The 26,030-nt window shown below is 53.7% G+C and carries 24 protein-coding genes and 1 pseudogene; 13 read left to right on the plus strand and 12 right to left on the minus strand.

Annotation, left to right across the window (positions count from 1 at the left end; all coding sequences use genetic code 11):
• The first annotated feature begins 104 nt into the window (after positions 1 to 104).
• From AABM55_RS18875 to AABM55_RS18885, 3 genes are all read left to right on the plus strand, one after another.
• Positions 105 to 533, plus strand: coding sequence for a hypothetical protein (locus AABM55_RS18875; RefSeq protein WP_347927304.1), 429 nt, complete (start codon positions 105 to 107; stop codon positions 531 to 533).
• Between the two features lie 73 nt (positions 534 to 606).
• Complete coding sequence (locus tag AABM55_RS18880; RefSeq protein ID WP_347927305.1) at positions 607 to 2,403, plus strand: AAA family ATPase; 1,797 nt, start codon at positions 607 to 609, stop codon at positions 2,401 to 2,403.
• Positions 2,404 to 2,514: 111 nt separating this feature from the next.
• On the plus strand, positions 2,515 to 4,065 hold the full coding sequence (locus tag AABM55_RS18885; RefSeq protein WP_347927306.1) for a hypothetical protein: 1,551 nt from the start codon (positions 2,515 to 2,517) through the stop codon (positions 4,063 to 4,065).
• An 88-nt stretch (positions 4,066 to 4,153) separates the two neighbouring features.
• Here AABM55_RS18885 and AABM55_RS18890 read toward each other — a convergent pair.
• Positions 4,154 to 4,652 (minus strand): annotated as a pseudogene (locus AABM55_RS18890) (cupin domain-containing protein).
• 199 nt (positions 4,653 to 4,851) lie between these two features.
• Between AABM55_RS18890 and AABM55_RS18895 the strand changes: the two are divergent.
• The gene (locus AABM55_RS18895) at positions 4,852 to 5,760 is read left to right on the plus strand and encodes an alpha/beta hydrolase (protein ID WP_347927307.1); all 909 of its coding nucleotides are present in this window, start codon (positions 4,852 to 4,854) and stop codon (positions 5,758 to 5,760) included.
• Positions 5,761 to 5,924: 164 nt separating this feature from the next.
• On the opposite strand, the gene AABM55_RS18900 is transcribed toward AABM55_RS18895, so the two are convergent.
• Entirely contained in the window at positions 5,925 to 6,506 is a 582-nt protein-coding gene (locus tag AABM55_RS18900; RefSeq protein WP_103316056.1) for a TetR/AcrR family transcriptional regulator, read from the minus strand.
• A gap of 134 nt (positions 6,507 to 6,640) precedes the next feature.
• On the opposite strand from AABM55_RS18900, the gene AABM55_RS18905 reads away from it, so the two are divergent.
• The 4 genes from AABM55_RS18905 to AABM55_RS18920 all read left to right on the plus strand — a co-directional run bounded on the left by AABM55_RS18905 (position 6,641) and on the right by AABM55_RS18920 (position 10,259).
• Positions 6,641 to 7,849 (plus strand): MFS transporter, encoded by a 1,209-nt coding sequence (locus AABM55_RS18905; RefSeq protein WP_347927308.1) that lies wholly within the window; start codon positions 6,641 to 6,643, stop codon positions 7,847 to 7,849.
• A gap of 263 nt (positions 7,850 to 8,112) precedes the next feature.
• Entirely contained in the window at positions 8,113 to 8,931 is an 819-nt protein-coding gene (dapF, locus tag AABM55_RS18910) for a diaminopimelate epimerase (RefSeq protein ID WP_347927309.1), read from the plus strand.
• A gap of 100 nt (positions 8,932 to 9,031) precedes the next feature.
• Positions 9,032 to 9,475, plus strand: a complete 444-nt coding sequence (locus AABM55_RS18915) for a hypothetical protein (protein ID WP_103316059.1) — start codon at positions 9,032 to 9,034, stop codon at positions 9,473 to 9,475.
• A gap of 217 nt (positions 9,476 to 9,692) precedes the next feature.
• On the plus strand, positions 9,693 to 10,259 hold the full coding sequence (locus AABM55_RS18920; protein ID WP_347927310.1) for a hypothetical protein: 567 nt from the start codon (positions 9,693 to 9,695) through the stop codon (positions 10,257 to 10,259).
• A 576-nt stretch (positions 10,260 to 10,835) separates the two neighbouring features.
• Here AABM55_RS18920 and AABM55_RS18925 read toward each other — a convergent pair.
• From AABM55_RS18925 to AABM55_RS18940, 4 genes are all read right to left on the minus strand, one after another.
• Positions 10,836 to 12,596: an L-tyrosine/L-tryptophan isonitrile synthase family protein gene (locus tag AABM55_RS18925; RefSeq protein ID WP_347927311.1), complete on the minus strand. Its 1,761-nt coding sequence runs from the start codon at positions 12,594 to 12,596 to the stop codon at positions 10,836 to 10,838.
• Between the two features lie 29 nt (positions 12,597 to 12,625).
• A complete protein-coding gene (locus AABM55_RS18930; RefSeq protein WP_347927312.1) occupies positions 12,626 to 13,345 on the minus strand; it encodes an HAD-IA family hydrolase in 720 nt (239 codons plus the stop codon).
• Positions 13,342 to 14,337, minus strand: coding sequence for an isocyanide synthase family protein (locus tag AABM55_RS18935; protein WP_347927313.1), 996 nt, complete (start codon positions 14,335 to 14,337; stop codon positions 13,342 to 13,344). The genes AABM55_RS18930 and AABM55_RS18935 overlap by 4 nt, the downstream gene beginning before the upstream one ends.
• Positions 14,338 to 14,619: 282 nt before the next feature.
• Positions 14,620 to 15,462 (minus strand): helix-turn-helix transcriptional regulator, encoded by an 843-nt coding sequence (locus AABM55_RS18940; RefSeq protein WP_347927314.1) that lies wholly within the window; start codon positions 15,460 to 15,462, stop codon positions 14,620 to 14,622.
• Positions 15,463 to 15,591: 129 nt separating this feature from the next.
• Between AABM55_RS18940 and AABM55_RS18945 the strand changes: the two genes are divergently transcribed.
• The 3 genes from AABM55_RS18945 to AABM55_RS18955 all read left to right on the plus strand — a co-directional run bounded on the left by AABM55_RS18945 (position 15,592) and on the right by AABM55_RS18955 (position 18,132).
• A complete protein-coding gene (locus tag AABM55_RS18945) occupies positions 15,592 to 16,806 on the plus strand; it encodes an MFS transporter (protein ID WP_054598113.1) in 1,215 nt (404 codons plus the stop codon).
• Between the two features lie 157 nt (positions 16,807 to 16,963).
• The gene (locus tag AABM55_RS18950; RefSeq protein WP_347927315.1) at positions 16,964 to 17,494 is read left to right on the plus strand and encodes a nuclear transport factor 2 family protein; all 531 of its coding nucleotides are present in this window, start codon (positions 16,964 to 16,966) and stop codon (positions 17,492 to 17,494) included.
• A 305-nt stretch (positions 17,495 to 17,799) separates the two neighbouring features.
• The gene (locus AABM55_RS18955) at positions 17,800 to 18,132 is read left to right on the plus strand and encodes a hypothetical protein (protein WP_347927316.1); all 333 of its coding nucleotides are present in this window, start codon (positions 17,800 to 17,802) and stop codon (positions 18,130 to 18,132) included.
• A 31-nt stretch (positions 18,133 to 18,163) separates the two neighbouring features.
• Here the strand turns inward: AABM55_RS18955 and AABM55_RS18960 are convergent, their stop codons facing one another.
• A complete protein-coding gene (locus AABM55_RS18960; protein WP_347927317.1) occupies positions 18,164 to 18,631 on the minus strand; it encodes a GNAT family N-acetyltransferase in 468 nt (155 codons plus the stop codon).
• Between the two features lie 492 nt (positions 18,632 to 19,123).
• Between AABM55_RS18960 and AABM55_RS18965 the strand changes: the two genes are divergently transcribed.
• Both AABM55_RS18965 and AABM55_RS18970 read left to right on the plus strand, forming a co-directional pair.
• Positions 19,124 to 19,624, plus strand: coding sequence for an Hcp family type VI secretion system effector (locus tag AABM55_RS18965; RefSeq protein WP_054598118.1), 501 nt, complete (start codon positions 19,124 to 19,126; stop codon positions 19,622 to 19,624).
• The gene (locus tag AABM55_RS18970) at positions 19,617 to 20,306 is read left to right on the plus strand and encodes a DUF4225 domain-containing protein (protein ID WP_347927318.1); all 690 of its coding nucleotides are present in this window, start codon (positions 19,617 to 19,619) and stop codon (positions 20,304 to 20,306) included. Before AABM55_RS18965 ends, AABM55_RS18970 begins: the two co-directional genes overlap by 8 nt.
• Before the next feature lie 31 nt (positions 20,307 to 20,337).
• On the opposite strand, the gene AABM55_RS18975 is transcribed toward AABM55_RS18970, so the two are convergent.
• The 5 genes from AABM55_RS18975 to AABM55_RS18995 form a co-directional block, all read right to left on the minus strand.
• Positions 20,338 to 20,817 (minus strand): hypothetical protein, encoded by a 480-nt coding sequence (locus AABM55_RS18975; protein WP_347927319.1) that lies wholly within the window; start codon positions 20,815 to 20,817, stop codon positions 20,338 to 20,340.
• Positions 20,818 to 20,854: 37 nt separating this feature from the next.
• Complete coding sequence (locus AABM55_RS18980) at positions 20,855 to 21,403, minus strand: cupin domain-containing protein (RefSeq protein ID WP_054598121.1); 549 nt, start codon at positions 21,401 to 21,403, stop codon at positions 20,855 to 20,857.
• 205 nt (positions 21,404 to 21,608) lie between these two features.
• Positions 21,609 to 22,892, minus strand: a complete 1,284-nt coding sequence (locus AABM55_RS18985) for an FAD-binding oxidoreductase (protein ID WP_054598389.1) — start codon at positions 22,890 to 22,892, stop codon at positions 21,609 to 21,611.
• Between the two features lie 52 nt (positions 22,893 to 22,944).
• The gene (locus tag AABM55_RS18990; protein ID WP_347927320.1) at positions 22,945 to 24,435 is read right to left on the minus strand and encodes an aldehyde dehydrogenase; all 1,491 of its coding nucleotides are present in this window, start codon (positions 24,433 to 24,435) and stop codon (positions 22,945 to 22,947) included.
• Positions 24,436 to 24,641: 206 nt separating this feature from the next.
• On the minus strand, positions 24,642 to 26,018 hold the full coding sequence (locus AABM55_RS18995) for a glutamine synthetase family protein (protein WP_054598123.1): 1,377 nt from the start codon (positions 26,016 to 26,018) through the stop codon (positions 24,642 to 24,644).
• Positions 26,019 to 26,030 lie beyond the last annotated feature (12 nt).

Consider the following 26,030-nt stretch of genomic DNA (forward strand, 5'->3'; position numbering starts at 1 on the left):
GGCTACGATCAGGCGAATTGGCCATTGATCGACTTTGGTCTCAACCTCTTCCACTGACATTAACTTACTGGCACTCTGCTACCCAACGGTCAGGCTGTTGAGCCATGAGCACGCCGCTCATCCCACCTCAACGTCTGCAACAGCGGATCAAAGTAGGAAAGGATACCTCAATGAAAAAGTGGCTTCTGGCACTCATTTTCTTCAACTCGGTCGTGTGCTCAGCCGCGACGATCCTCAACCCAATGGATTTTGACGGTTCCGAGGCTCAGAAAAAGCAAGTGATTGAGTCCATCACCGCAACGGTGAAAAAGGACTACTGCGAAAAAATCGACATGTGCCAGGAAAGCACCTTGCGCATGATGGAAAAGCAAAATCTTGACGCCTTCAAAGAAGCGACCAAAGCCTCAAACCGTAAGATCATGAATGCTGTAATCCATGATTACTGCGAAAAAATTGATATGTGTAACTACGGCACGATATGGATGATGTACAAGCAAAATTTTGAGGCAAGCCATAAAACACTTGCCTGGTAGGGTACTTTAATCTCACAGATCCGCCCCCTTGCCCCACAAAATTTCAAAACAATTAAATCTCAAGGAAAAGCTGATGCGTTTGATTAGCAAAGTGGAAGTGGCCTACTTCCGATCAATATACAAGGATCAAATTGAAGACTGCTCGGATACGAATGTTATTTTTGGTCGAAACGATTCTGGAAAAAGCAACTTACTAAGAGCACTCAATCTTTTTTTCAACAATCAAACCAACCCCGACCAACCATTTATTTTTGAAAGAGATTTTAATCACTCGCGTCGCGCTGAAGCGGAAGACGCGGAGGGGATTCGTAAATTCGTATACATAAAGGTCTGGTTTACAACTCCAGCAAACTGGAGAGCCTCACTAGGCAATACTTTCTGGGTAAAAAAACAATGGAGCATTACAACTCAGCTAGACCCCCAACTTACATCATCCATACAAGAGCAGCGACTCCAACAATATCTAACAAGATTCCTTAACAAAGTTCGCTTTCACTATATCCCAGCAATCAAAGATAGAAAAATTTTTGAAAATCTGCAAACGCAAATCTATAAAGTGGTGTCTGCTCATGAAGAGTTCTCAGGTTCTTTAACAGAATTCGCAAATGCTCTGCGCCACAGAACAATAGAACTAAGCTCAGGCTTGCTTGATCGACTCGGAATAAGTAGTGTTATTTCCACCCCTCAGGATTTAACTGATCTTTTCCGCTCACTAGATTTTGAAACCCGCACTGAAATTGGAGATTCGTACAGCCTAACTCTTCAAAGAGGCGACGGAATTCAAGTGCGGCATATCCCTCCCATTTTGGCTTTTCTATCTGACAAAAGCTCGGAAGACTATCATATATGGGGCTTCGAAGAGCCAGAAAACTCTCTTGAACTCGCCAATGCGATTCAGGAGGCAGAGACATTTCGTTCGTTTGGATTGCAAAACAATAAACAGATATTTCTTACAAGCCACAGCCCGGCATTTTTCTCATTAAAGAATGATGATGTCAGCCGTTATTTTGTCTCTCGGAGGGATTTAAAACTTGACAGACTGAATTCAAAAATCTCCAAAATCGACAACTCTTCCGAAGTTTTTCCTGGCGAGTTAATGGGAGAGACACCACATTTGCCCGTGATTAGTGAGTACTTGCGAGAGTCGCACGAAAAAATAAAAAGGCATCAGCTTGAAAGTTCTCAATTAACCCAAGAAATAGCAGAGCACAATCAATCTATTGTATTTGTGGAAGGCGAATCAGATGTCATCATCTTTACAAAAGCATGGGAAATACTAATGGGAGTAGCCCCGCCATTCAGATTTGAATCAGCGGGGGGTACTACGAAAATGGAAAGTCTCGGGCGAGACGGCAAGGTGCTGAACCACCTCGCCCCAGGAAGAGCCGTTTTGGCACTGGTGGATAACGACTTAGAAGGCAGAGCGCTATTCAAAAGCAGTCGCCTAGACCCTGGGGGACGCTGGATTAAACACAATTCAAACGGCGTTCATTGGTGTCGACTACCATTCAATCGTGATTTCGCAATATTAATGAGGAAGTTGAATATTAATACTGCCTATTGGCCGGGCAGCCTAGAAAATCTTTTTTCACCCGAGCTAAGGAACAGAGCAGAACAAGCTGGGGTTCTTCGAATGACAACTACCCCACACTCTGAGTTACTAGACTCTCAATGGTATCCATCTATCACACAGCACCTACAACCACGCGCTGACTTAGAGCATTTTTTTATACTTTCGGTTGATGCTGATACCAAGCTCCAATTTGCAAATTGGATTGTAGATATTTCTGACGCGGAACCAGAAATTTTTGAGCCTTTAAGAGAGCTGTTTGAGCGATTAAATCAAATAATCGTTGCCACAGAAGAATAAAACTATTTAACAAAGGGTGACGGAATTATTTTTAGGCTAGGAGCCTGCTCCAGACACGTCAAAGCGGCAAATAAATCCGCCTTTTTTTATCTATAACATCAAGGATAAAAAGTGCAAAAAGAACACGACCTAATATCACTCTACCTTGAGGCAGAAACTTCAAAAATTCGCGCAGAACTACTGAAGGAAAACCACACCCTCCGCCTGGAACTTGAAGCACTAAAGACAACTAGCACCATACTACTGAACGACGTACAAGGCAAAATAGAAAACGCAGAAGACAAGATAACAGAAAAATCCATAAATAAAACACTAGCTATCATACAACAGATAAAGAATTGGATAGGTATAGCCGCTTTAGTATTTTCGGCCATCTTTGGTATTAGCGCCTGGCTTGGATATAAGAGCCTAACCGAAAGCTTGACGACCTCCTTCAAAGACAAAGTTACTCACTGGATGCGCTTTGATGATGAAGAGAGCGGAGGCAGAAAGGCCTTAGATGAACTGCGCACCGAAGCAATACTCAATGCTTATATGATTCGACTGACGAGAGACTACTCCAGAGCAAACGAATCGTTATTCCCAGTCAATGGCCCCGAAGAAAAGCGTTTACTGGAAGTTCTCCAAACTCCAGATACTACCTATGCTAACTTTTCAGACGCGCTAACTATTATCATAAAAAATCGCGGCCCTTTTCGCGGATCTACTCCTGATGACCTCATAGGAAAGCAGATAGCTTTACTGATGAAAACCAATGGAATTTCCCCACATAAAAGAGGACTTATATTGGAGCGCTTGAAAGGCGACGAGGCTCTACTTCCTTACTCGGCGGAAATTCTGAACAATGTTGATTACAATGTATATACACGCATAATCGCATTCGAAAATATCAAACGATTTGATCCGAAAGCCGCCTTGATATTTGCATCTCAGAAACTAGAAAACGTGGAACCACGAATGAGGGAGGAGCTAATATTTTTTCTTGCGGAACAATCACGCCAATATGATCCGATATTAAGTTACGCCGATGAATTAATAGAGAAAAAACCTGAATACTGGGAATCAAGAACAATAGAATTAGCCTCCCGACTCGGAGAGATAATAACTACGACCGTTAATGCTCAACCAGGAAAAATGGCCGAGCTCTACAGCAAAATAATAGATCAAGGCGCCCGCATCGTTATTAGCGACGACAGATTCGGCCCTAAACATATCGCCATTGAACTCGACGGAGCGATTACCCTATTGAGAAAACCAGCTACACTTCTAAAGAGTAACACTCTGATCAAGGCGACCATAGCCAGCAGACCCATGACTATCGAGTGGCTAGTAAAAGCAATCGACTTTTTCCAAGTTAGCGACGAAGGCAATCCTCTCTCTACGTTGATACTCACGCCCACACCTAATGCATTGATACAAACAAAAAGCCACAAAACTCTATCTCAAAAAAGCATCGTGGGTGATATCTGGTTACGTACCGAAGAGTTGCCAGACGGCAAAGATCTTACGGGAACTTGGCGAGATAGCGAAACTGGTGTTGTACACACTGAACAGATAGTTAGCATAAGCGGCTTAGCCGACTGCGACTACCGCCTATCGTTCGACGCGAATTTGCTAAAGTCCCTTTCATATGAGTATCGCTCTCCGATCGACTCGTTGTAACCCTCAATCCCGAACCACGGCTGGTCGTTTACGGCAATCTAGCTATATTTACATAGGTTGAAAAGCAGCCCCTAGGCTGCTTTAACCATCAGAAGATAGCCGGAGTATTCGCACTAATAATCTCAGCCTCATCCGCCCCAATATTCCGCAACCGATGCGACAACGTCGTCGGAAAGTAATACTCGTCGCCAGCATTCAGCACACCGATCTGCCCATCCACGGTCAGCTCAACCTTCCCACGCGTAACCAGTCCACACGCCTCCCCTTCCGCATGCACAATCGGCTCTTCGCCAGAGCTTGCCCCGGCGAGTATCGCTCGCGCAAAAGCCGCATCTTCCGACTCGGCACAGAATCCCCAATCAGCAACAACCGCAGCCCATGACGGCCGAGATCCAGCTGTTCATTGGCAGAAACACGTATTGGTGCTCGCAAGTCGGTTGATCAAAGGTAAAAAAGTCCACTAGAGACATAGGAATGCCTTTAAGCAATTTCTTGCGGGAACTAACGAAAGGACTGACGCGATTCTGTTCAATCAGGGAGAGCGTCAAATTGGTGCCCCCGCTACGCCGGGTCAGGACGACGACCATCAATCACAGCCAAACGGTCTAAGCTCATCCGATCGGGACCTTATCGTGCCCCAGAAGACTCGCCATTCTGATCGTATCGGCTTGCTACTGAATGGCACATGTCGATTCTGTGCATCACGTTATGCGGTCAACTCTTCCGCCCAAGCGACACGCACATTGACTCAGGGCCCCCTCCACGCCTACGTCTGGAGACACCACCATGATCCGCGCCCTGTTGACCACTTTCATGCTGCTTGCTCTAAGCCTCCCGGCACATGCTCAGGTGACGCCATTTCCTGCCTCCTTTCGTACTCAGAAAATCCCTGTAGAAGGCGTCACACTGCATGTGCGTGTCGGCGGCAAGGGGCCGGCCGTGGTGCTGCTGCATGGCTTTGGCGATACCGGCGATATGTGGGCGCCACTGGCTGCCGATCTGGCCCGGGATCACACGGTCGTGGTGCCGGACCTTCGCGGCATGGGCTTGTCGTCGATCCCGGACAGCGGCTACGACAAGAAGACCCAGGCGGGCGACATCCGTGCGGTGTTGGCCGCGCTGGGTATCGAACACTCGGTGGTCATCGGCCACGACATCGGCACCATGGTCGCCTACGCCTACGCCGCGCGTTATCCGCAGCGTACCGATCGCCTGGTGGTGATGGATGCGCCCGTGCCGGGCATTCCGCCCTGGAACGAGATTGTCCGCTCACCGATGCTTTGGCACTTCGACTTCGGCGGGCCGGATGCTGAACGCCTGGTGGCCGGCCGTGAGCGCATCTACCTGGACCGGTTCTGGAACGAGTTCGCGGGCAATCCCACCAAGGTGGATGAAGCAACCCGTCAGCATTACGCCAAGCTCTACGCCCGCCCCGGCGCCATGCACGCAGCCTTCGCCCAGTTCCGCAGCATTCGTCAGGATGAGGTGGACAACAAAGCGTCGATGGCGACGCGACTGACCATGCCGGTGCTGGCCATTGGGGGTGAAAAATCTTTTGGAAGTAATGAGGCGATCGTGATGCGCAACGCGGCGGACAAGGTCACGGAAGTGGTGGTGCCGGGGGCAGGACATTGGCTGATGGAAGAGGCGCCGACGCAGACTATTCAGGCGGTTCGCGACTTTATTGCGCAGTGACGGGTCGAGGTATCGGAGTTTTTTTGGAGGCCACTGCACTCAGGGCCTGCCCTGAAGTTATTTAAGGGGCTAGACACTGCACGACAACACACTAATAACGATGCTTGCCCTCCCCCGTAAGCAGATATTGCCGACACTGGACTCCGCCCCCTATGTTCCTGATTTCAGCTACGGACGCCCTTGAGCAGAAGCTCCAGTGCCCCGAGCGCTTGCGACAGCCTGTTCGAACCAGGCTCTGCTTCTGCGATCCAAAAGGCTGCTTCGCACAAGCTTCCATAGATCAGCATCGCCAGTGCTTCGGGATCGGACTGCACAACCCCCTCCTGGAGCATCAGTTGCTCAAGCATTTTCTGTAGAGAGGCAACACAATGACGGTGCGCCTCCGGCGGAGAGCTACCCAGTACAGCCCGGGCATCACGCAACACGATGCGTTGGATTTCAGGCTCCTGCGCCATTTCCAGGTAAGCACGGCAGCGGTTTCTGAAGGCCTCCCACGCGTTTTCGGTGCTGTCCGAAATCGCTTGTAACCGCGCATCCATCTCAGCATCAATCTGTGCGACCACAGCGGTGAGCAAGCCTTTCTTGTCTCCAAAATGATGATAAAGCGCGCCCCTGGTCAGGTTAGCCAGTGCTGTCAAATCATCCATGGACGTCTCTGCATAGCCGCGTTCGCTGAAAATCTGGCGTGCAGTCTTGAGCAGTGTGGCGCGGGTTTCTTCCATGTCAGCGCGAGTACGTCGAGCCATGATTTCTCCTGGGTTGATAAGCCGTTTACATTCACCTCGTATGATTATAGGATTTTAATCATACGCGATGAATGTATTTTTTCAGTTCAGCGACGCCCAAGCAAGCTGCGCTAATTCGATAAGGAGAATCGAGCATGGCCAATCCGTACCGAGTACTGTTCCAAGCCCCCGGCACCAAGGGTTTTTCCTTGGCCGGCCTCCTCGCCCGTTTACCGCTACCTATGACGGGTATCGGCATCATTACAATGCTGTCACAGCTGCGGGGCAGCTACGCGCTGGCCGGCGCGGTCTCAGCTACCTTTGTCCTGACGTACGCATTGATGTCGCCGCAAGTTTCGCGCTTGGTGGATCGATACGGTCAGCGCCGGGTACTGCCGGTGTCTACCGGCATCAGCGCTCTGGGCATTCTTCTGCTACTAGCTTGCACCTACTGGCATACACCCGACTGGACTCTGTTCGTGGCAGCCGCGCTGGCGGGTTTCATGCCGAGCATGTCAGCGATGGTCCGCGCCCGCTGGACGGCTATCTACAGGGGCGAGCCGCACCTGCAAACGGCTTATTCACTGGAAACAGTGCTAGACGAAGTTACCTTCATCGCAGGCCCTCCCATTTCCGTTGGCTTGAGCGTGGCCGTCTTCCCACAGGCTGGGCCGTTAGCGGCGGTAGCACTGCTGGTGATCGGCGCACTTGCTTTGGCTGCGCAAGTCGCTACCGCCCCCCCCGTGGAATCCGCTGAAGAAATAAGCACACGCACAGCCTCGGTCTTTCGCCTGTCGGATGTCCGGTTGTTAACATTGTTGATGGTCGCGATGGGCGTCATCGTCGGGACGGTCGATATCGTGAGCGTCGCGTTCGCCGAACAAATGGGCAGTCCTGCGGCGGCCAGTATCGTGCTGTCGTGTTACGCCATCGGTTCGTGCGCAGCCGGCCTGCTGTTTGGTGCGCTCAAACTGAAAACGCCGTTACACAAACTCTTGCTGATGGGTGGTCTGGCCACCGCAGCGACGACACTACCCTTGTTAATGGCTGGCAACATTGCCGGGCTCGCCGGCGCGGTCCTGGTAGCAGGCCTGTTCTTTGCGCCAACAATGATTGTGGCGATGTCACTGGTAGAGAGAATCGTGCCGGAAAGACAATTGACTGAAGGGATGACCTGGTTGCTGGCCGGCTTGAATGTTGGAGTAGCTCTGGGGGCTGCAGCGTCCGGCCAGTTGGTGGATATGGAAGGTGCACGCTATGGATTCAACGTAGCGTTAGCGGCAGGGGCAGCGGTGCTCCTCGTAGCCATTTGGGGATACCGACGTATGCGAGAACACGCGCTGGCGGCAGCGTACTCAGTGTAAGAGGAAGAGCTGGTGCTAAAGCTTTGCTAGACGGCTAAAAGCTGAAGGTCAATAGCGCCAGCTGCTACCGACCAAAAGAGACCACTCAAGCGCGTCTGCGTAACCGTCCGGGCAACTCACCCTTTGATGCCGTCGTCTAAGGTATGCATCTATGAAACACATCTGTCTCTAGAACTTTCACACCGCTTGAAAAAATCATACGAACAAGGCTAGATCGCCTTTAAACGTCAACTCACCATATGCCTCGTCGCCAGAGTCGATCAATGCCGCTGAGCTTTCATAAAATGCACGCCAACGGCGATGACTTCGTTATCGTGGACTCGCGAAACGCGTCCAATCCAATGACAAGTAACATGGCTCGGCGGATGGGGGATCGGAACCAAGGAGTCGGATTCAATCAACTCGCAGTGGTGCTCGATTGCGATGATGCAGATGCGCGCTTGATGTTTTGGAATGCAGATGGCTCCACGCTGGACGTTTGTGGCAGCGCAACGCGGGGTGCTGCGGATATGCTGATGCGCGAATCCAATATTACTTCTGTAGCGCTCCAAACCAACCGTGGTCTCCTGACTTGCGAACGAACCTCAACTGGCGCCATTTCGGTCGACATGGGAGAGCCGCTTTTCGGCTGGTCGGACATTCCTCTGGCTCTGGAAATGGACTCTGCTGTTTTGCCACTTGCTGGTGACCCAGCAGCTTGCAGCATGGGAAATCCGCACTGCACCTATTTTGTGGATGATCTAACGGCTGTTGATATCGCAACAATTGGACCGACAATTGAAACCAACCCCCTATTTCCCCTCAGAACGAACGTACATTTCGTCCAGATCATTAACCGAAAGCACATTCGATTGCGCATTTGGGAGCGCAGGGGAGGTATTCCGCTTGGTTCAGGTTCCTGCTCTTGTGGCGCCGCTGTTAACGGAATTCGTCGTGGTGTGTTAGACAATTCCGTTGAGGTTGAATGTGATGGCGGGACTGTAACGGTTCAATGGGATGGCGTGGGACCTGTCTTTCTGACCGGACCGGTCGAGACGATTTTTTCGGGAATAATCACGGACAGCCTGTTGCAAGTTTTGTAGTTTCTAGAAAACAAAAAGGTGACAGATCTATTTACTCAAATAGATCTGTCACCTTTTCCCTACTCCGCGCCCCTCCCCTAAACCAAACATTAGGCTTTGTATGCATCCAGTAGCGAAAAAATATTCTGAGTTAAATCCAGAGAAACAAAAAAAGGTCCAGATTGATCTTTGCAAAAAGGCTTATAAGCTTTGGCTTAACTACACCAGCAACAACGGAATCACTGAATACCGTGAAACCATTGCAGGAACAGTGCAAAAAATTGACTTTTCTTTACCCTACGATGCAATAGAAGCAGTCATCCACGGCAAAGACGAATTAAATATTAATGAGCGATACTTAGAACCTGCTGCGGCCCTACAAGACGAAGATCTAAAATTTAGCGCCGACATGGAAATGGCATATTATTCAATTTACAATCTTTACCAGTACCACATAACAGGGAAGCTAGGTGATAGCTGGGTTATAGTTAATCAGGCTCTATCGGCACTCGGAGAGTACGATACGATTAAACATTTAGAAGCTGCAATTAACAGTGCAGCCTAACCCTATACAAAGGTGACAGATCCATTTACTCAAATAGATCTGTCACCTTTTTCCCAAGCAGATTTCCGGCCCGCAGATTAACCAAACGCTGGCAGATTTTACGTAGCAACGCAGACTTCAAAACGGCGCATGCGTTTTCACCCAGCCTAGGGCGAAAGTGGACGCTCGCATCACCTGTGCTAACGTACAGCGAAATTTTCAGGCTCGTTCGACCGATATGAATACTTCATACCTCGATCCACTGCGTCAGACTATCGGCCAGCTTCCCATCTCCCCACCACCGTCCCCTTGGGAGATCGCCGCTCAGTTTGCCGTGGGAAGCCTTCTGGAAGTTGGTTTCGACCGCGACTCCGAACTGTTGCTGGTGACCTCCAGCTCAGGACGTAGCGTTATCGATTGCCTGACAGGTCAGAAGATCGCAAGAGACTATACGGAGGATGTCGAAAGTAATCAGTACCTGGAGGCTGAAGGTATCGGTCCACTGACAGGCAAGACTATCCCCATGGCCGGTATCAATGGAGGCAGCCTGCCTGTGGGTGCTTTCGACGGTTGGGTGATCGAGAACGTTCCCTTGAATTGGCCGTGCCATCATTTACTCCTGGTCGAGCCGGGTTCGTGGCTGTATGGCGCCCGGTATAAACAGGCCTGTGCCTTTCACAAACTGGCGATCGAGATCGGGCTGAGAGCTTTCGGGTTCTCCTATACTGGCCAAACCTTAATTATCGCTACATCGAACAGCCTGATCGTTTACAGGCGTGGCACAACACCAAACGCAGCTCTGTGAGTTCAATGTCTGTCTATAGAGAACAAAGGGGCCACAGATTTATTTTTGGGCCAAGATTTGTGCCTGGGAGCGGAACCCGCCAAGGCAGTAAATAAATCCACCCCTTCCTGTTTTTGTATAAAAGGTAGAAATCACTGTGGAGAGATTCTCAATTTATAGCGGAGATGTTTTGGTAGGGCACTCGACACTCGAACAAGGGGATCCACCCATGGGCGTAGTTTATGGTCAGTTCGAACCTGCCGATGGGTATGCTGTAATCCAGAATGAGTGTTGCACAAACCATCACGATCAGTCCGCACTAAATATTTCTGTTCAGACTGAAGCAGGCATGGTTATTCCATGCGCTGGCGTGAGCATCCTGGATTATTCGAAAGAGCTTTCGCCTCCTTGCATTGAGATAAATATACTCGGCGTTCCATATCACTTATATGAGAAATTATTTACTCAACACGTTGCTTCGTACGAATACCAGTTTAGCTAAACGAATGTGAAGGCAGCCCGAATGACGTCAAACGGACTACCTATAAGGGAATTTCTTGCAAGGCCCTGTCTCCAGGGCCTGCCAGACAATAGCGGTTAGTAAACCTGTACCCGCCACAGCTCCCGCGAGGAGGAAGCCGGCGACATCGGCAGTCGGCCGTGCAGTGTCCGATAGTTGTCGATCAGCACCAGATCACCTTCGCTCCATTGATGGGCGATCAGGCAATCCGGGTCATAAACCAGCGCGTTGACCTGTTCAAGCAGCGCCTGCTGGGCCTGCTCATCATGGTCCTGCACAGACTGGCTCAGGGTCTGCAATGTCGAGTCGGTGCCCTCTTGGTAACGCAGGATGAGTTCACCACTACGGGGGTGATGATCCACCAGGCTGTACATGCGCGGCGAACCGCCGAAGTAAGTCATCTTGGTGTAGTAGGTGATGTTCACTGCCTGCCATTGTCGGGCGACGTGCTGCCCGACTTTTCGCAGCACGTTTCGGCTGTCGACGATGGTGGTCTGACCCTCGCCCGGCTGCGGCGCGGTCTTGCAATACAGCATGAATTTGCTGGCGCAGAATTTCGGATTGCGCTGAACCTGTGGGTCGCTGTCGGGCAGCATGTTCAGGTCCCAGTGCAACGGCGTTTTCTCCAGCGAGTGCACAACGCCTTGGGGTTTGTCCGCGGGCTTGACCACATGCACGGCACCGAAGGCCCACTCGTACAGCGTGCCAAAGCGTTCGCAGCTGCGAGCAAAACTGTCCTGGTCGTCGAAGCGACAGCCCTTGAGGCAGACGAAACCAAAGGTTTCCACCAGTGCCTCCAGCAGGCTGGTGGACAGTCGCTCGAACCCCAGCCCCAGCGGGTCTCGCACCACCAGGCCAAACAGCGGCAGCTTTTGCAGTTCGTATTCGAAGCCTTGGGCCTGCGGGTTTTCTGTTTGGTGGTAGAGCCATGGCCGCCCCTGCCAGGTGACCAGCACATGGTGGTCGAGGTCGACCTGGGCCCGTGCGCGAAGACGCTGGCTTCCATCGATGTTGCACACCGGCACGGCATGCCAGGGGCTGTCGACACGGGTCAGCCCTTCAGCCAACCCAACGGTGAATTTGGGTCCGGCATTGTTGTACTGATGGACCGACAATCGAATGTCGTCGCCGAAGAAACGATCCACTGCCGCATTCAAGGCCTGCCCGCGAAACATCATCTGGTAGGCTTTGAAGTTGATTTGCTGCAGGTACTCGTCCTCGCTCTGCCCGTCCTCACGGCACAGGCGCAGGTCGTTGTACAAATGACTGCAGAGGTTGTCATGGGCCTGGCTGAGGGATTCATCGTGCCGGCTCTGCTCGATCAGTTCTCCAAGGTTTTTCCAGGGTAGACGGGCCTGCTTGACCAGGCTGGCGCGGACCGACTCGGCACTTTGGGCCTGCGGGAACAGGTCTTCCATGCTGACCCACTGAATCGTATGGGTGGTGCACAGTTCACGCAAAGCCCGGTTGTAGGCTGCGCGAACGTCATCGGCCACACCAACGATGTCATTGAACGTCGTCCCGTCGCTGAGGATCGACACCACACAGCCCGGTGTGTGCAATGCGGCGATGGCTTGGCCGAGCTGGTCGAGGCGCTCGATAGCCATCACCTCACCATAATCCGGCAGCACGCCGAAGGTCTGGTCACTGGCATTGGGCGACTTGCAGGGAAAACCTGGCAGTACCAGACGTACTGGCAGGTTTTGATCAAAGTACTGCCCCAGGCTGCGCGCCAGATGCGCCCGGCCTTGTGTTTCGAAACAATCATCCGTGCCTTTGAGCAGATAACCAGCCAGCAAATCGCTGACGGCAGCGATCCAGGCGTCTCTATGTTCCATAGAACAACTTCCTTGAGGGTTTGTGTGTATCAATAGGATTTGACGGTATCGCCATGCTCGGTGAGCGCATGCGCTGTCCCGCAGACTTGCTGCAGAATGCGCAACAACCCGGCCGGTTGCTCACAGCAGAAGTCCGGAGCTAGGGCCTGCAACGTCTGAGTCAGGCCGTACCCCCAGGTGACCGCTGCCGAGTACATACCTGCGGCACGGGCAGTTTTCAGGTCGATCTCTGTGTCACCGACGAACAAACAGCGTTGCGGATCAACCGACAACCGCCGGGCGGCTTCCCACGCCACATCCGGCTGAGGTTTGAGTGACCGGCCCGTGCGATGCCCCAGAATCGGCCCGAAAACATTCTGCGGCAGCAATGTTCTGGAAACCTGCAAGGCCATTTCCTCGGCCTTGTTGGTCACGATAGCCAGCGGCAGCTGTAACTGGCGGCAGCCTTCGAGCAATTCCAGTACACCGCTGAATGGCCGGGAAAATTGAACCAGGTTGTGCTGATACAGCGTCACGTAGCGCTGGTGCAGGGCGATCGCATCAGCGATACCAAACTGCGCGGCAACCCGCTCAATCATCGCCGTGGTCCCGCCGCCGATATAGCCCCGCACCGTTTGCGCGGTCAGCGCCGGGCAACCGTGTTCGAGTAACACCTGGTTCAGACACCAGGTGATGTCCGGCAAGGTGTCGACCAAGGTTCCATCCAAATCGAAGAGTACGGCTTCGACCCGCAACCGGGACGCCATCATTGAGCACTGGCGTAGTGACAAGGACGCCCCTTGCGGAACACCAGACGGTGGTAGCGCTCATCGACATTACTGCGTTTTTCGAGGGTGACCACACCCCGTCGCTTGATGGCTACCGAATGCCAGGGAGTGCGCCACAGGTCACTGGTGGGCACCAGCCGGATACCGATCTTCGTCGACACCGCCAATTGCGGGTGAATCGACAGGCGCAGGCAATGCGGGTAGCGCGCCAGTAACAGGGCGCTCCAGGCTTCACTGCGCTGAATCACCCGCTGGGAGGCCGGCTTGGCGACCTTCTTCACCGCATTCAGGCTCATGCCGGCGAATACCTTGAGCCCCGAATAATCCTCGGACAGAAAGCGATGGATACCGCAGTACATCAACATCATGTGCGGTTCATCCTTGAAGCGCTGTTGCAACAGGATCAATGACTGACCGTGCTCGATCATCATCTCCTCACGCATGGCGTCCAGACAATCAAGCTGAGGATAGGCATCCCTGAGGTCGAAATGGGCGAACGTACCGGGATAGTGCTGATCGGCGTAGTCCTGGATAGCGTCGGTGTAAGCCTTGACGTCAGAATCGGGAACATGCACCAGGTCAGAGAACACATAACCATCGGAGCAGATATGAATCAGCGCACCCGGCGCATAGATCTCCTGGATCTCCTCACACAGGCGGTGTAACTCGTCGATTGCATGGTGTTCAGCAAGATCAGGGAGATGGCTCAGGGTTTTCTTGCGGCTGGGCGACTTGCCGGGAAAAGCTGGCAAGACCATTTCGACTTTGCGACCGCTCTCGACCGCCTGCATTACCTTCGCCAGATGGGGTTCCAGCACCTGCAACGAAAGCTCATGATCCTGTTCCGGGGCAAGACTGCGACGCCGAAACAGACATTCGAGAATTTGCTGGGCAATGTTCATGTGGGGGGTGTTCTGATGCGCATGCACCAGCTGACCGTCCGCCGGTTGGGCAACGGTATTTGAACCTTGCATAGACAATCCTTTGTGTGGTGAAAAACGGCTATTTTTTGGCCGTCAGCAGATATGCCTTACCTGCGGGCGGCTAAATTCCTACAAGTCGTAAGAGTTTGTCAATCGTGGCCATCTGGAATATTACGTCTTGCACGAGCCCCCGCCCCTCGGGGGTCTGCCGCCAGTTAAGCAACTAACCCCTGCCTGACCTGCAAAGCCCCTTCACCATAGGAACACAAGCCAACTGAAGCCCGGAGGGCGAATAGTCAATAGTGGATAAGGAGCGCATGATCGGCTTGCAAACTAGCTATATCTGCCCTGAAGCCATCCCTCAAACTTACTCTGAGCAGCGCCTTCCAAACTGGGCGCGTAATAAACCAAGTGCAAGTGCCTGTCGGCGTCAATTATCAGGGTTGCATGCTCAAACGAGATATTTCCGAATGACGGAATTTCAAAATTTCTGAGGCCTTGGCAAGGGCCGTGAATATCCTGCCTGTTCCACCAATACTTGAACTCTGCACTGACTTTCTCGAGGCTGCGCACCAGCTCAGCAACATCGCTTTGCGCCGAAGCATGAACAAAATCCCTGCGAAAGCTAGAGAGCATTTGTATCGCCTGCTCCTCCCAGGGGCACAACAGCGAACGCATTTTCTCATCAGTAAACAGCATCCACAGGAGGTTGCGCTGCTCTGGAGGCTTGTCTGCAAAGTTGAATACTTTATCGCCGGCCGGATTCCATGCGAGAACGTCCCAACGCAAACTCAGGACATAGGCGGGGCGCAGCGGCATGTCTGCCATCAAACGATGGATGATCGTTGGAACGACGCACCAAGTCTGTGCCTGTTCTGCTGGAGCACGTTGGTAGGTCAGCAAGTAAAGGTGCCTGCGTTCCATGGCGTCAAGTTTCAATACTCGACATAGACTGTCGAGGAAAGCCGGTGAAACCCCAATATCGCGGCCTTGCTCAAGCCATGTATACCAAGTCAAGCCGACGCCTGCCAACGCGGCGACCTCCTCACGACGCAGCCCCGGCGTCCTTCTTCGCCCAGTCGTTGGTAATCCTGCTTGCTCGGGTGAAATGCGCTCTCGGCGACTGCGCAAAAATGCCGCCAACTCGTCTCGGGTGCGTTCGAGTGTTCTTCCCATTACACAGTTGCTCCCTGTAACAGCATAAAGTGTAGATATTGTAACAATGATTAGCTTGCTAAAGAATTTGCCGCGCCGGGGATGACGCGTAATTGTTGCGCCGCCCTAATTTCGCAAAGGGAGATTCTTATGTTCAGGACAACACCCTCTTCGGTCTATTGGATTGCTGTCGGCGCCTTCGCGCTGGGCATGGCGTCCTATGTAATGGCAGGCCTCGTGCCTATGATTGAACAGGCCTTTAATGTGCAGGTAGCGGTGGCTGCTCAATTGGTGGCTGTGTTCTCTTTGGCTTATGGCATCGGATCGCCTATTTTCGTGGCCCTCTTACCCCCACAACGACAGAGGCTCGGGTTGTTGTCCGCCTTGGCGATCTTCGTCTTGGCCAATATGGCCAGCGCTGTCGTTGATGATTTCGCTGCGCTGTTAGTGTGTCGTGCAATTGCCGGGCTCGGGGCCGGAGTTTATCTGGCAACCGGAATCACTGCTTGTGTTGCAGTATCTGAACCTAACGGGCGCGGTCGAGCGATCGCCATCATCATGGCTGGAATGGCCAGTGGAACCGTGCTGGGTGTCCCTTTCAGTCTGCTGCTTGCCGAGCTGTCAGGGTGGCAGGCCGCTCTGTGGCTGATTGCTCTGCTTGGTGCTGCCTCATGGCTGGGGTTGGTAGTCAACCTTCCAGCGCTCCCTGCCGGACCGCAGATGACAATCCGTAGCAAACTCTTATTGCTAGAGAACCGGAATGTAGTAAGCACCCTGCTGGTCTCGCTGCTAGCCGCAGTGTCCAGCTTGGGGATGTACACTTTCATCGCCCCGCTCATGACGGATCCCGCCTACGGAGGAATCGATAGCGTGACGCCATATCTCTGGGTTTGGGGCCTTGGTGGGGTAGCAGGAAGTTTCTTGATTACCCCGCTGGTTGAACGTATTGAAGGACCCGTGCTGATATTTATCATAATGCTGGTGTTGACTGCGTCACTATTGGCGCTGCCGCTGGCCGCGGCCATATCGCCTTGGTTAGCCATGATTCCTATCGCTATATGGGGATGCGTGGGGTGGGCCTTACAGGTTCCGCAAAATAACGAGTTGATCTCAGAGCGGGAGCGAAATGGCGATGGTAATTTAGCAGTCGCCTTGAACGAGTCAGCACTTTACCTGGGGAGCGCATTAGGTGCTGGCGCAGGAGGTTTCCTATTGCTGTTGGAAATGCCAAGTTGGACGCTAGCGATCGGTGCCGGTGCAGTGGCGTTTTTTGGCGCCGCATTGCAGCTTCTGAAGCTGCGCACACATCGATCTCGCCCATTCGGTAAAGTATTTCGAGCATCGGTCGCTGACCGCTTTAAATAAACAGCCGACCTCTGTTTCACCGCTCGAACTCGTTGTCGAACACGTTAAGTTTTCTTCAAGTTTCGCCTTTCACGTTCATCGACTTTAGAACGTGAAGGCGTGACCCCGGAAAGCAATTACCCACATTAACTTCATCGACTTTCAGGACGTCTCCAAGATGCCGACCACCGCTCGTTCGATTGAGAAATACATCCTTGCCAAGGACGGAAACCGACCAGACCTCCTGCGGCAATGCTTCACTCCCGACGCAACCCTTGAGATGGTTGTGCGTACAGGCGTCATTTCATTTCCCCCCCATGTCAACGGCCGGGCAGGCATCGCGGACATATTAGTGCGCCGCTTTGGCCAGTGTTATGAGAACGTTTATACTTTCTGCCTCGGCGAGCCACCAAAGACAGAGGCCACCGTACATACCTGCAAATGGTTGGTGGGGATGTCGGTTAAAGAAACTGGCGAACTGCGCATAGGCTGCGGAGAATATCACTGGCGGTTCCTGCAAACATCAGGGCTTGCATCGCATCTACGCATCACGATCGAACACATGCAAGCCTGCACAGCACAGGACTTGGAGTCAGTAATGAATTGGCTGCAGAGCCTCAATTATCCGTGGTGTCTCTCCAGCGATATGATTGATACAGCGCCGCATATCAGCAACATTGATCAAATCGTTGAATACCTTAAAACCTGAATATTGAGACATCCAGCCAGCACAACTAACGTGATTAGATGGAGGCCCGCCGATGCGGCAGCAGCTCAGTGCCTCTGGATGAACACCTCGGTTTTCCAGCGCAGCTTTCAGGCGGCCCGCACGATCCCTCGCCGCATCGTGCGTAGTTGCCTTATCGGCATACCCGACCTCACATCAGGTCGAACGTAACGACTCCGGCCTGTGACGACCGGCAACAGTCAACCCGATATGGCGGTCCACAATGCCTCACCAATTGGGCCGCTGAGAGGCCGCTCTTAATGTGGGTGTACAGTTAAAGACACCCGTTGGTGACGCCTGGTCGGAAACTGTTCTCGGTCAGTGGAGAGACATCGAAACCCGAAGGCTTCCGCACCATTGAGGCGGCCAAACCGATCCACTTAGTGCTGCAGGGCTGGGCCAGCGGCAACCGCACCTGCAAGATCGATTTCGTCAGTGAGTTCATCCCAGGTGCCCGCTATGTGATCAAGGTCGGCATCGCCGACGGCCCTAATGATTTCGGCACCTGCCAAGTCAGCATCTTTGATTTGGATTCCGGGGCCCGACGCCTTCAGGCCAGGCAGTCATCGCCAAAGGCCAACGGCTGTACTCTGGATCAATTGCAGTTGCCGACGCATTGAGTCACGACTAATGGGAACCCCCTTTTGTTCTCTACAAAAGCCCCTTCACCATAGGAACACAAGCTAACTGAAGCCCAGAGGGCGAATAGTAAATAGCAGGTTCGTCACCCACAAAACCGCAGCGCCGGTAAAAATCAGCCGCGTTCAACGTAGCGTCCAGATTGACTTCTTTCAGCCCCAGATCCCGTGCCAAGCATTCCAGGTGGTTCAGGACTTTCATGCCGATGCCTTGCTGCATAAAACCCGGAAGCACAAAGATCGCGCCAATTTCGCCGCTCTCCAGATCAAGCATTCCCGTCGCCACCGGTTCTCCTTGAACACAGCCCAGATAAAAGTGTTTTTCCATCAGGTCGCTGTACCCGTCCTCGGCTGATCCTGCCGTCCAGGCCAGCATTTGCTCCGCGGTATAGGCGCCGATGCACTGGTGCCGTATCGCTTGAAGGCGAATGTCGAAGGCTGTTTGGGAATCGCTTGGCGTAGCGCGTCTGATCTCGAACATTTCATTCTCCGTTAGCCATCGGTGGACGGAGAACTAAAAAGCCCCGTCCATTTCTGGCGGGGCCTTGGGTAATTACGTCAAATCCTACGAACGCATGACCTCACGGCCCGCCAAAGGCGGTCATGGAGGAGCACATCATGTTCATGCGGCGTGTGTAAGTCATGGGTTGATAGTGTTTGGGGTGATCCGGCTTGTCAATCTCGGAGCGGAGTTACGAAACTTCCGCGTCCGGCTCAGGTGGTTTGAAAACGTTCGGGTAAGAAAGCAGCCACTGTCACCTGTCCCTTTAACTTGCTGAAGAACACATGACTAAACAAGTACACCCCCTATGTGCATGTAGGCATCTTCATCTCCAGATTTCTCGTTTTGCTGTACGAAAATTCTGAATCTTCTCAGCCCACCTAGCCACAACAACAAGAACCAAAACTTCCCCGATAGAGCAACTGTTACGCTCGGAACAGAGTGTTCAGCTGACTAAAAGGAGTGACACCTATGGCCAATCACGGTTACATGAGCATTACCGGCAAACGCCAAGGTTTGATTTCCGCCGGGTGTTCCGGTCTAAGCTCCATCGGTAATAAATGTCAAACTGATCATGAAGACGAAATCATGATTTTGGCTTACTCGCACAACATGATTACGGGTAATGACGGTGGAGGTTCAGGCGGTCGCGGCAAGCACCTGCCTATCATGATTACCAAGAACATTGATAAATCATCGCCACTGTTGGCCAGTGCGCTTCATGAGCGAGAAGAGGTGGAGTGCACTATCCATTTTTATCGAACATCACCCGCGGGCGGCCAGGATAAATATTACTCAATACGACTCACGGGGGCGAAAATTGCCCACATCACCCTTCAAGTACCTCACTCCACATATAGGAGCGATGCCCAACCGCAAGAATTAGTATCCATTCGTTATCGCGATATCAGTTGGACGCACATTCAGGCGGGCACGTGTGCTTATAGTACTTGGGGAAACGAGGATGAGTGATGACATCTGTGACATTCACGACGTGACCAAAGCTGCGTCCGATCTTGTTGCGTTCGGGTGTTCTATCGGTGCTACGCAGCTGTACGATAGTTTTTTTCAGCTTCAATTTAGCTCGATTGTTTCTTCTTATGCTGATGAAATTATCCAAGCGGTTGATGAAGGTATCATCAGCGCACGGGAGGGATTACAAGAAATCAGAGAGGAGTATGCCGAGTTATCGTCCAAGGTGCTTTTTTATGCTCAAAACGGCGCGGGGATGGTGGCGGGAGCCATGCAGATGGAGGCTGGCGCCAGCATTTTAGGGAGCACAAGAGGTTTGGCCGTAGTACCCGGAATACCTTTAATCGCGCATGGATTCAATAACATCTATGAAGGCGCAGGCAATATCTACAATGGCCCTGGCGCACCCGGGGTGGTAGGGCCTGTTCGAGAGTTTTATCAGGACCGGCTTGGAAGCATTTACGAGGGTAATATGGCCTACTACTCCATGGACGTGTACTTATCTATAAACGGCTTATCAAAGCTTGTTCGAAAGCCCGGCTCGATGCAGTTATTCAACCACGACCCTATCAACTATGAAATGGCCTACAAACAAATGGGGAGGCTCGCTTTGGCTTTCGAAGCGTTAGTCGACGCCATGACAATCAAAAACAATGATAAACGAGAGCAACGTAACAACTGAAAATAAGCAACCATGAGTGCGAAAAACTCAATCATCGCCTACGCCGCGACCGCCCAGCATAAAAACTCAAGAAGACCAAGGTCAACATAAAAACAAGGAACACAACTGCTGCAACCAGCAAATAAGGCGAACCCTCTAAAAACTCAATTTTTTTCACCTGTGGCATAAAAATCATGGTCCCAGTTATGGCTCCAATGACCATGCCAATCCAAGAACCACGCAAACTAATATACTTCTCATCCATCATCCCGCCAAGCCACACATTACGCAGTCTAGGAATATAAAAACGCAAGCCAAAAAAGCTAATAACTACATATGTAGCAATGTAGGTTCCGCGCAAATAGACACCCTCCAAAGGCACCACTTGCTTTACCCCACCAACAATTATTAGCGTATACAGCCCTGCCGAGCCGAAGATAAGCGAGCCTATCCAAATATAATAGCGAGCTTTGCTAAAATTCATAAATACATGATCCATCACGGCTACAATATTTGAAAACATTATAGCCATGCATCAGATCATTGAAAGCGCTGAATCATCTGCTTAATTAAAAATTCGCCGGCGTATTCGCACTAATGATCTCCGCCTCATCCGCCCCAATATTCCGAAACCGGTGCGGTAGTGTGGTCGGAAAGTAGTACCCATCCCCGGCATTCAACACACTGATCTGCCCATCCACGGTCAGCTCAACCGTGCCACGGGTAACGAGCCCACACTCCTCCCCTTCCACATGCACAATCGGCTCTTCGCCAGAACTGGCACCCGGTGCGTATTGCTCGCGCAACAGACGCATCTGGCGACTCGGCACCGACGCGCCGATCAGCAAAAGACGCAGGCCATCACGGCCCAGGTCGGGCTGCTCGTTGGCGCGGAAGACGTATTTGTGCTCTTGGGGCGGTTGATCGAAGGTGAAGAAGTCCGCCAAAGACATGGGGATGCTTTCGAGGAGCTTTTTCAGGGAGCTGACAGAAGGACTGACTCGATTCTGTTCGATCAGGGAGATGGTGGCATTGGTGACGCCGCTACGCCGGGCCAGCTCGCGCTGGGACAGTTTGTAGCTTTCGCGTACTAATTTGAGTCGAGAACCCGTATCCATGACAGCCTTATGTGAGAACGACTTAAGGGTAATGGGGGTGGGTGACGGGTGGGCGCGGTGGCCGCGTATCACGCCGTTCCCCTGTCCCGGAACCGTGAAAGGCGGCTATTAAATCACGTTTGCTGATGTTGCTCAGCAGGTTCGATAAACGGCTGATAAAAAAGCCGGCGGCCCCATTTTGCGGTGGCCGCCGGCGAGGTGCAACCTAGATACCGAAACGGTCACGCAGTGCGTAGTACGCGGCGCCCATGGCGGTGAGCGGGGCCTGGAAGGTGCGGCCGCCGAACATGGGCATGTGCGGCAGGGAGGCGAACGCGTCGAAGCGTTCGGCGTCGCCGCGGATCATTTCCGAGATCAGTTTGCCAGCCAGGTGCGAGCAGGTGACGCCGTGGCCGCTGTAGCCCTGCATGTAGTAGGCGTTTTTCTCGATGCGACCGAATTGCGGCATGCGTGACATGGTCAGCAGGAAGTTGCCGGTCCAGCGGTAGTCGATCTTCACGTCCTTCAATTGCGGGAAGGTCTTGAGGATTTTCGGGCGGATCAGTTGCTCGATGTCGTCCGGTTCGCGGGCGCCGTAGACCACGCCGCCACCGTACAGCAGACGGTTGTCGGCGGTCAGGCGGTAGTAATCAAGCAGGTAGTTGCAGTCTTCGACGCAGTAGTTGTTGCTGATCAGGCTCTTGGCGACTTTGGCCGACAAGGGCTCGGTGACGACGATTTGCGAACCGCAAGGCATGCTCTTGCGGGTGACGCGGTTGTCGAGGTCCTGAGGCAAGTAGGCGTTACCGGCGATCAGCAGGTATTTGGCCCGCACCACGCCTTTGGCAGTGCGCACTGTGATCGGCTCGCCGTAGGTGATTTCCACCGCTGCTGATTGCTCGTAGATCTTGCCGCCCAGGCCGATGATGGCCGCGGCTTCACCGAGGGCCAGGTTCAGCGGGTGGATGTGGCCGCCCTGCATGTCCAGCAGGCCGCCGACGTAGTTGTCGCAACCGACTTCGCGCTTGATCTCGGCCGCGTCGAGCATCCTCAGGTTCTTGTTGCCGTAGCGCTCCCAGCTGCTTTTCTGCTCGGCCAGGCCTTTGAGCTGCTTCTTGTTCAGCGCTGCGAAAATGCCGCCGGGCTTGTAGTCGCACTTGATGTCGTACTGCTTGATGCGCGAACGGATGATGTCCGCGCCCTCAAAGATCATGCTGCCCAGTACTTCGGCAGTCTTGTCGCCGTAACGCTCTTCGATGACATCGACGTCGCGGCTGTAGGAGTTGACCAGTTGACCGCCGTTGCGACCGCTGGCGCCGTAGCCGACCTTGGCGGCTTCGAGCACGGTGACGCTGTAGCCCGCTTCACTGAGGAACAGGGCCGACGACAAACCAGTGTAGCCCGCGCCGATGACGCAGACATCGCACTCGACCAGCTCTTCGAGCACCGGAAAATCGATGGTCTCGTTGCGGGTTGCGGCGTAGTAGCTGTTTACATGTTTTTGCATGATTGAGTTCCCGAACGGCCGCAGGCACTTGCCTGCGACCGCCGCTGTAGAAGTGTTAGAGCTTGATCCAGGTCGCTTTGAGTTCGGTGTATTTATCGAACGCATGCAGCGATTTGTCCCGACCGTTACCCGACTGCTTGAACCCGCCGAACGGCGCGGTCATGTCGCCGCCGTCGTACTGGTTGACCCAGACGCTGCCGGCGCGCAAGCCGCGAGCGAAGGTGTGCGCCTTGCTCAGGTTGCTGGTCCAGACCCCGGCGGCCAGACCGAAGATGCTGTCGTTGGCAATCGCCAATGCTTCTTCAGCGGTGTCGAAGGTGATCAGCGACAGCACCGGGCCGAAGATCTCTTCCCGGGCGATGGTCATGGCGTTGGTCACGCCGTCGAAAATCGCCGGTTCCACGTACAGGCCGCCGGTGTCTTCAAGGGTGCGCTTGCCGCCCGCGATCAGTTGGGCGCCCTGCTCTTTGCCGATGCTGATGTAGCGCAGCACGTTGTCCAGTTGGCGTTGATCGACGACCGCACCGACGGTGGTTTCCGGATCGAGGGCATGCCCCGGTTTCCAGGCTTGCAGTGCTTCCACCAGCAGCGGGATGAACTGCTCGCGAATCGAACGTTCCACCAGCAAACGCGAACCGGCGGTGCAGACTTCACCCTGGTTGAAGGCAATCGCACTGGCCGCAGCTGTAGCTGCCGCGCGCAGATCCGGGGCGTCGGCAAACACCACGTTCGGGCTTTTGCCGCCGGCTTCCAGCCAGACGCGTTTCATGTTGCTTTGCCCGGCGTATATCAGCAGTTGCTTGGCAATCGCCGTCGAGCCGGTGAAGGCCAGCACGTCGACGTCCATGTGCAGCGCCAGCGCCTTGCCGACGGTGTGACCGAAGCCCGGCAGCACGTTGAACACGCCTTTCGGGATGCCCGCGTCGAGCGCCAGTTGAGCGATGCGGATTGCCGTCAGTGGCGACTTTTCCGAAGGCTTGAGGATGAACGAGTTACCCGCCGCGAGGGCCGGTGCGAACTTCCAGCTGGCCATGATCAACGGGAAGTTCCACGGCACGATGGCCGCGACTACGCCCGACGGTTCACGAGTGACCAAGCCCAACTGATCGTGCGGCGTCGCTGCAACTTCGTCGTAGATCTTGTCGATCGCCTCGGCGCTCCAGCGGATCGCGTTGGCGGTCGCTGGAATGTCGATGGCCATGGAGTCGCTGATCGGCTTGCCCATGTCGAGGGTTTCCAGCAGCGCCAGTTCTTCCTGGTTCGCCAGAATCAGATCGGCGAAACGAATCAGGATGCGCTTGCGTTCTGCCGGGGCCAGCTTGGCCCAGACACCGGAGTCGAACGCCCGGCGTGCGACCTGCACCGCCACATTCGCGTCGGCTTCGTCGGTACTGGCGACGTTCGCCAGGAAGCGGCCGTCCACCGGGCTCACGCATTCAAAGGTGTCGCGACTGAGTGCCGAGCAGTAGTGGCCGTCAATGAATGCCCGACCTTCGATTGTTAAGGACTGGAAGCGTTGCTCCCAGCCGCTGCGAGTAATTGCCATTGAAGTGACTCAACGCGGAGGAATAGGTGATCGTCGGACCGATTGCCTTGTAGGAGCAAAGCTTGCTCGCGATGAGGCCATCACATTCAATATTGATGGCGACTGATCCACCGCTATCGCGAGCAAGCTCAGCTCCTACAGGGGATTCGCGGTGCACACATGTTTTGTGTACACCCCCTCATCCTTAGCCGACGGGTGTTTGGCCGTCAGACCGTGTGCAGATACCAGTTGTACTCAAGGTCCGAGATGGAGTTCTCGAACTCGGCCAGCTCGCTTTCCTTGCACGCCACAAACACGTCGATGTACAGCGGGTCGATGTACCTGGCCATGACTTCGCTGTCGTCCAGTTCGCGAAGTGCATCGCGCAGGTTGTTCGGCAGGCTCTGTTCGTTCTGCTCGTAGCTGTTGCCTTCGACCGGTGGGCCCGGCTCGATTTCGTTGGTCAGGCCATGGTGAATACCGGCCAGCACCGAGGCCATCAGCAGGTACGGGTTGGCGTCAGCGCCGGCCACCCGGTGCTCGATCCGCACGGCGTCTGCAGAACCGGTGGGTACACGGACCGCAACGGTGCGGTTGTCGATGCCCCAGCTTGGCGAGTTCGGCACGTAGAACTGGGCGCCGAAACGACGGTACGAGTTGACGTTCGGGCAGAGAAAGGCCATCTGCGCCGGCAGGGTCTCGAGCACACCGCCGATTGCGTGACGTAGTGCGGCGTTCTGCTCGGGATCCTCGCTGGCAAAGATGTTGTTGCCTTCTTTGTCGAGAATCGAAATGTGCACGTGCAGACCGTTGCCCGCCTGGCCTGGATACGGCTTGGCCATGAAGGTGGTGTCCATTTCATGGTCGTAGGCGATGTTCTTCACCAGACGCTTGAGCAACACCGCGTAATCGCAAGCCTTGATCGGGTCGGAGACGTGGTGCAGGTTCACTTCGAACTGCGCCGGGGCGCTTTCCTTGACGATGGCGTCAGCCGGGATGCCCTGCTCTTTCGCGCCTTCAAGGATGTCTTGCAGGCAGTCGACGTATTCGTCGAGGTCGTCGATCAGGTACACCTGGGTCGACATCGGACGCTTGCCGGAAACCGGTGAGCGTGGCGACTGCGGACGTCCGTTCACGTTGTCCTGGTCGATCAGGTAGAACTCGAGTTCGAACGCGGCGCAGATGGTCAGGCCCATCTCGTCGAACTTGCGCACCACATTGGCCAGCACTTCACGCGGGTCGGCAAAGAACGGCTCGCCTTCGAGTTCGTGCATGGTCATCAACAGTTGCGCGGTGGGGCGCTTCTGCCAAGGCTCGATGCTCAGGGTGCCGGGAATCGGGTAGCAGATTCGGTCGGAGTCGCCGATGTCCAGGCCCAGGCCGGTGCTTTCCACCGTGGAACCATTGATGTCCAGAGCGAACAGTGACGCCGGCAGATTGATGCCTTTTTCGTAAACCTTATGAAGACTGGTGCGCTCGATGCGCTTGCCGCGCACCACACCGTTCATATCCGCAATCAGAAGGTCGACGTACAAAACCTCAGGATATTTCTTAAGGAATGCGTTTGCTTCGTTGAGTTGAACGGCACGCAGAGGGACCGACATGATGCACCTATT

Origin of the sequence: Pseudomonas helvetica (assembly GCF_039908645.1) — a bacterium.
GTDB lineage: Bacteria > Pseudomonadota > Gammaproteobacteria > Pseudomonadales > Pseudomonadaceae > Aquipseudomonas > Aquipseudomonas helvetica.

Excerpts from the sequence above, each read along its gene's own strand:
- AABM55_RS18995 (WP_054598123.1), bottom strand. The coding sequence starts at position 26,018 with ATGTCGGTCCCTCTGCGTGCCGTTCAACTCAACGAAGCAAACGCATTC.
- AABM55_RS18895 (WP_347927307.1), top strand. The coding sequence starts at position 4,852 with ATGATCCGCGCCCTGTTGACCACTTTCATGCTGCTTGCTCTAAGCCTC.
- AABM55_RS18960 (WP_347927317.1), bottom strand. The coding sequence starts at position 18,631 with ATGTTCGAGATCAGACGCGCTACGCCAAGCGATTCCCAAACAGCCTTC.
- AABM55_RS18990 (WP_347927320.1), bottom strand. The coding sequence starts at position 24,435 with ATGGCAATTACTCGCAGCGGCTGGGAGCAACGCTTCCAGTCCTTAACA.
- AABM55_RS18940 (WP_347927314.1), bottom strand. The coding sequence starts at position 15,462 with ATGGGAAGAACACTCGAACGCACCCGAGACGAGTTGGCGGCATTTTTG.
- AABM55_RS18880 (WP_347927305.1), top strand. The coding sequence starts at position 607 with ATGCGTTTGATTAGCAAAGTGGAAGTGGCCTACTTCCGATCAATATAC.
- AABM55_RS18920 (WP_347927310.1), top strand. The coding sequence starts at position 9,693 with ATGAATACTTCATACCTCGATCCACTGCGTCAGACTATCGGCCAGCTT.
- AABM55_RS18965 (WP_054598118.1), top strand. The coding sequence starts at position 19,124 with ATGGCCAATCACGGTTACATGAGCATTACCGGCAAACGCCAAGGTTTG.
- AABM55_RS18950 (WP_347927315.1), top strand. The coding sequence starts at position 16,964 with ATGCCGACCACCGCTCGTTCGATTGAGAAATACATCCTTGCCAAGGAC.
- AABM55_RS18975 (WP_347927319.1), bottom strand. The coding sequence starts at position 20,817 with ATGGCTATAATGTTTTCAAATATTGTAGCCGTGATGGATCATGTATTT.
- dapF (WP_347927309.1), top strand. The coding sequence starts at position 8,113 with ATGCCGCTGAGCTTTCATAAAATGCACGCCAACGGCGATGACTTCGTT.
- AABM55_RS18930 (WP_347927312.1), bottom strand. The coding sequence starts at position 13,345 with ATGATGGCGTCCCGGTTGCGGGTCGAAGCCGTACTCTTCGATTTGGAT.
- AABM55_RS18915 (WP_103316059.1), top strand. The coding sequence starts at position 9,032 with ATGCATCCAGTAGCGAAAAAATATTCTGAGTTAAATCCAGAGAAACAA.
- AABM55_RS18970 (WP_347927318.1), top strand. The coding sequence starts at position 19,617 with ATGAGTGATGACATCTGTGACATTCACGACGTGACCAAAGCTGCGTCC.
- AABM55_RS18905 (WP_347927308.1), top strand. The coding sequence starts at position 6,641 with ATGGCCAATCCGTACCGAGTACTGTTCCAAGCCCCCGGCACCAAGGGT.
- AABM55_RS18935 (WP_347927313.1), bottom strand. The coding sequence starts at position 14,337 with ATGCAAGGTTCAAATACCGTTGCCCAACCGGCGGACGGTCAGCTGGTG.
- AABM55_RS18945 (WP_054598113.1), top strand. The coding sequence starts at position 15,592 with ATGTTCAGGACAACACCCTCTTCGGTCTATTGGATTGCTGTCGGCGCC.
- AABM55_RS18980 (WP_054598121.1), bottom strand. The coding sequence starts at position 21,403 with ATGGATACGGGTTCTCGACTCAAATTAGTACGCGAAAGCTACAAACTG.
- AABM55_RS18875 (WP_347927304.1), top strand. The coding sequence starts at position 105 with ATGAGCACGCCGCTCATCCCACCTCAACGTCTGCAACAGCGGATCAAA.
- AABM55_RS18900 (WP_103316056.1), bottom strand. The coding sequence starts at position 6,506 with ATGGCTCGACGTACTCGCGCTGACATGGAAGAAACCCGCGCCACACTG.
- AABM55_RS18925 (WP_347927311.1), bottom strand. The coding sequence starts at position 12,596 with ATGGAACATAGAGACGCCTGGATCGCTGCCGTCAGCGATTTGCTGGCT.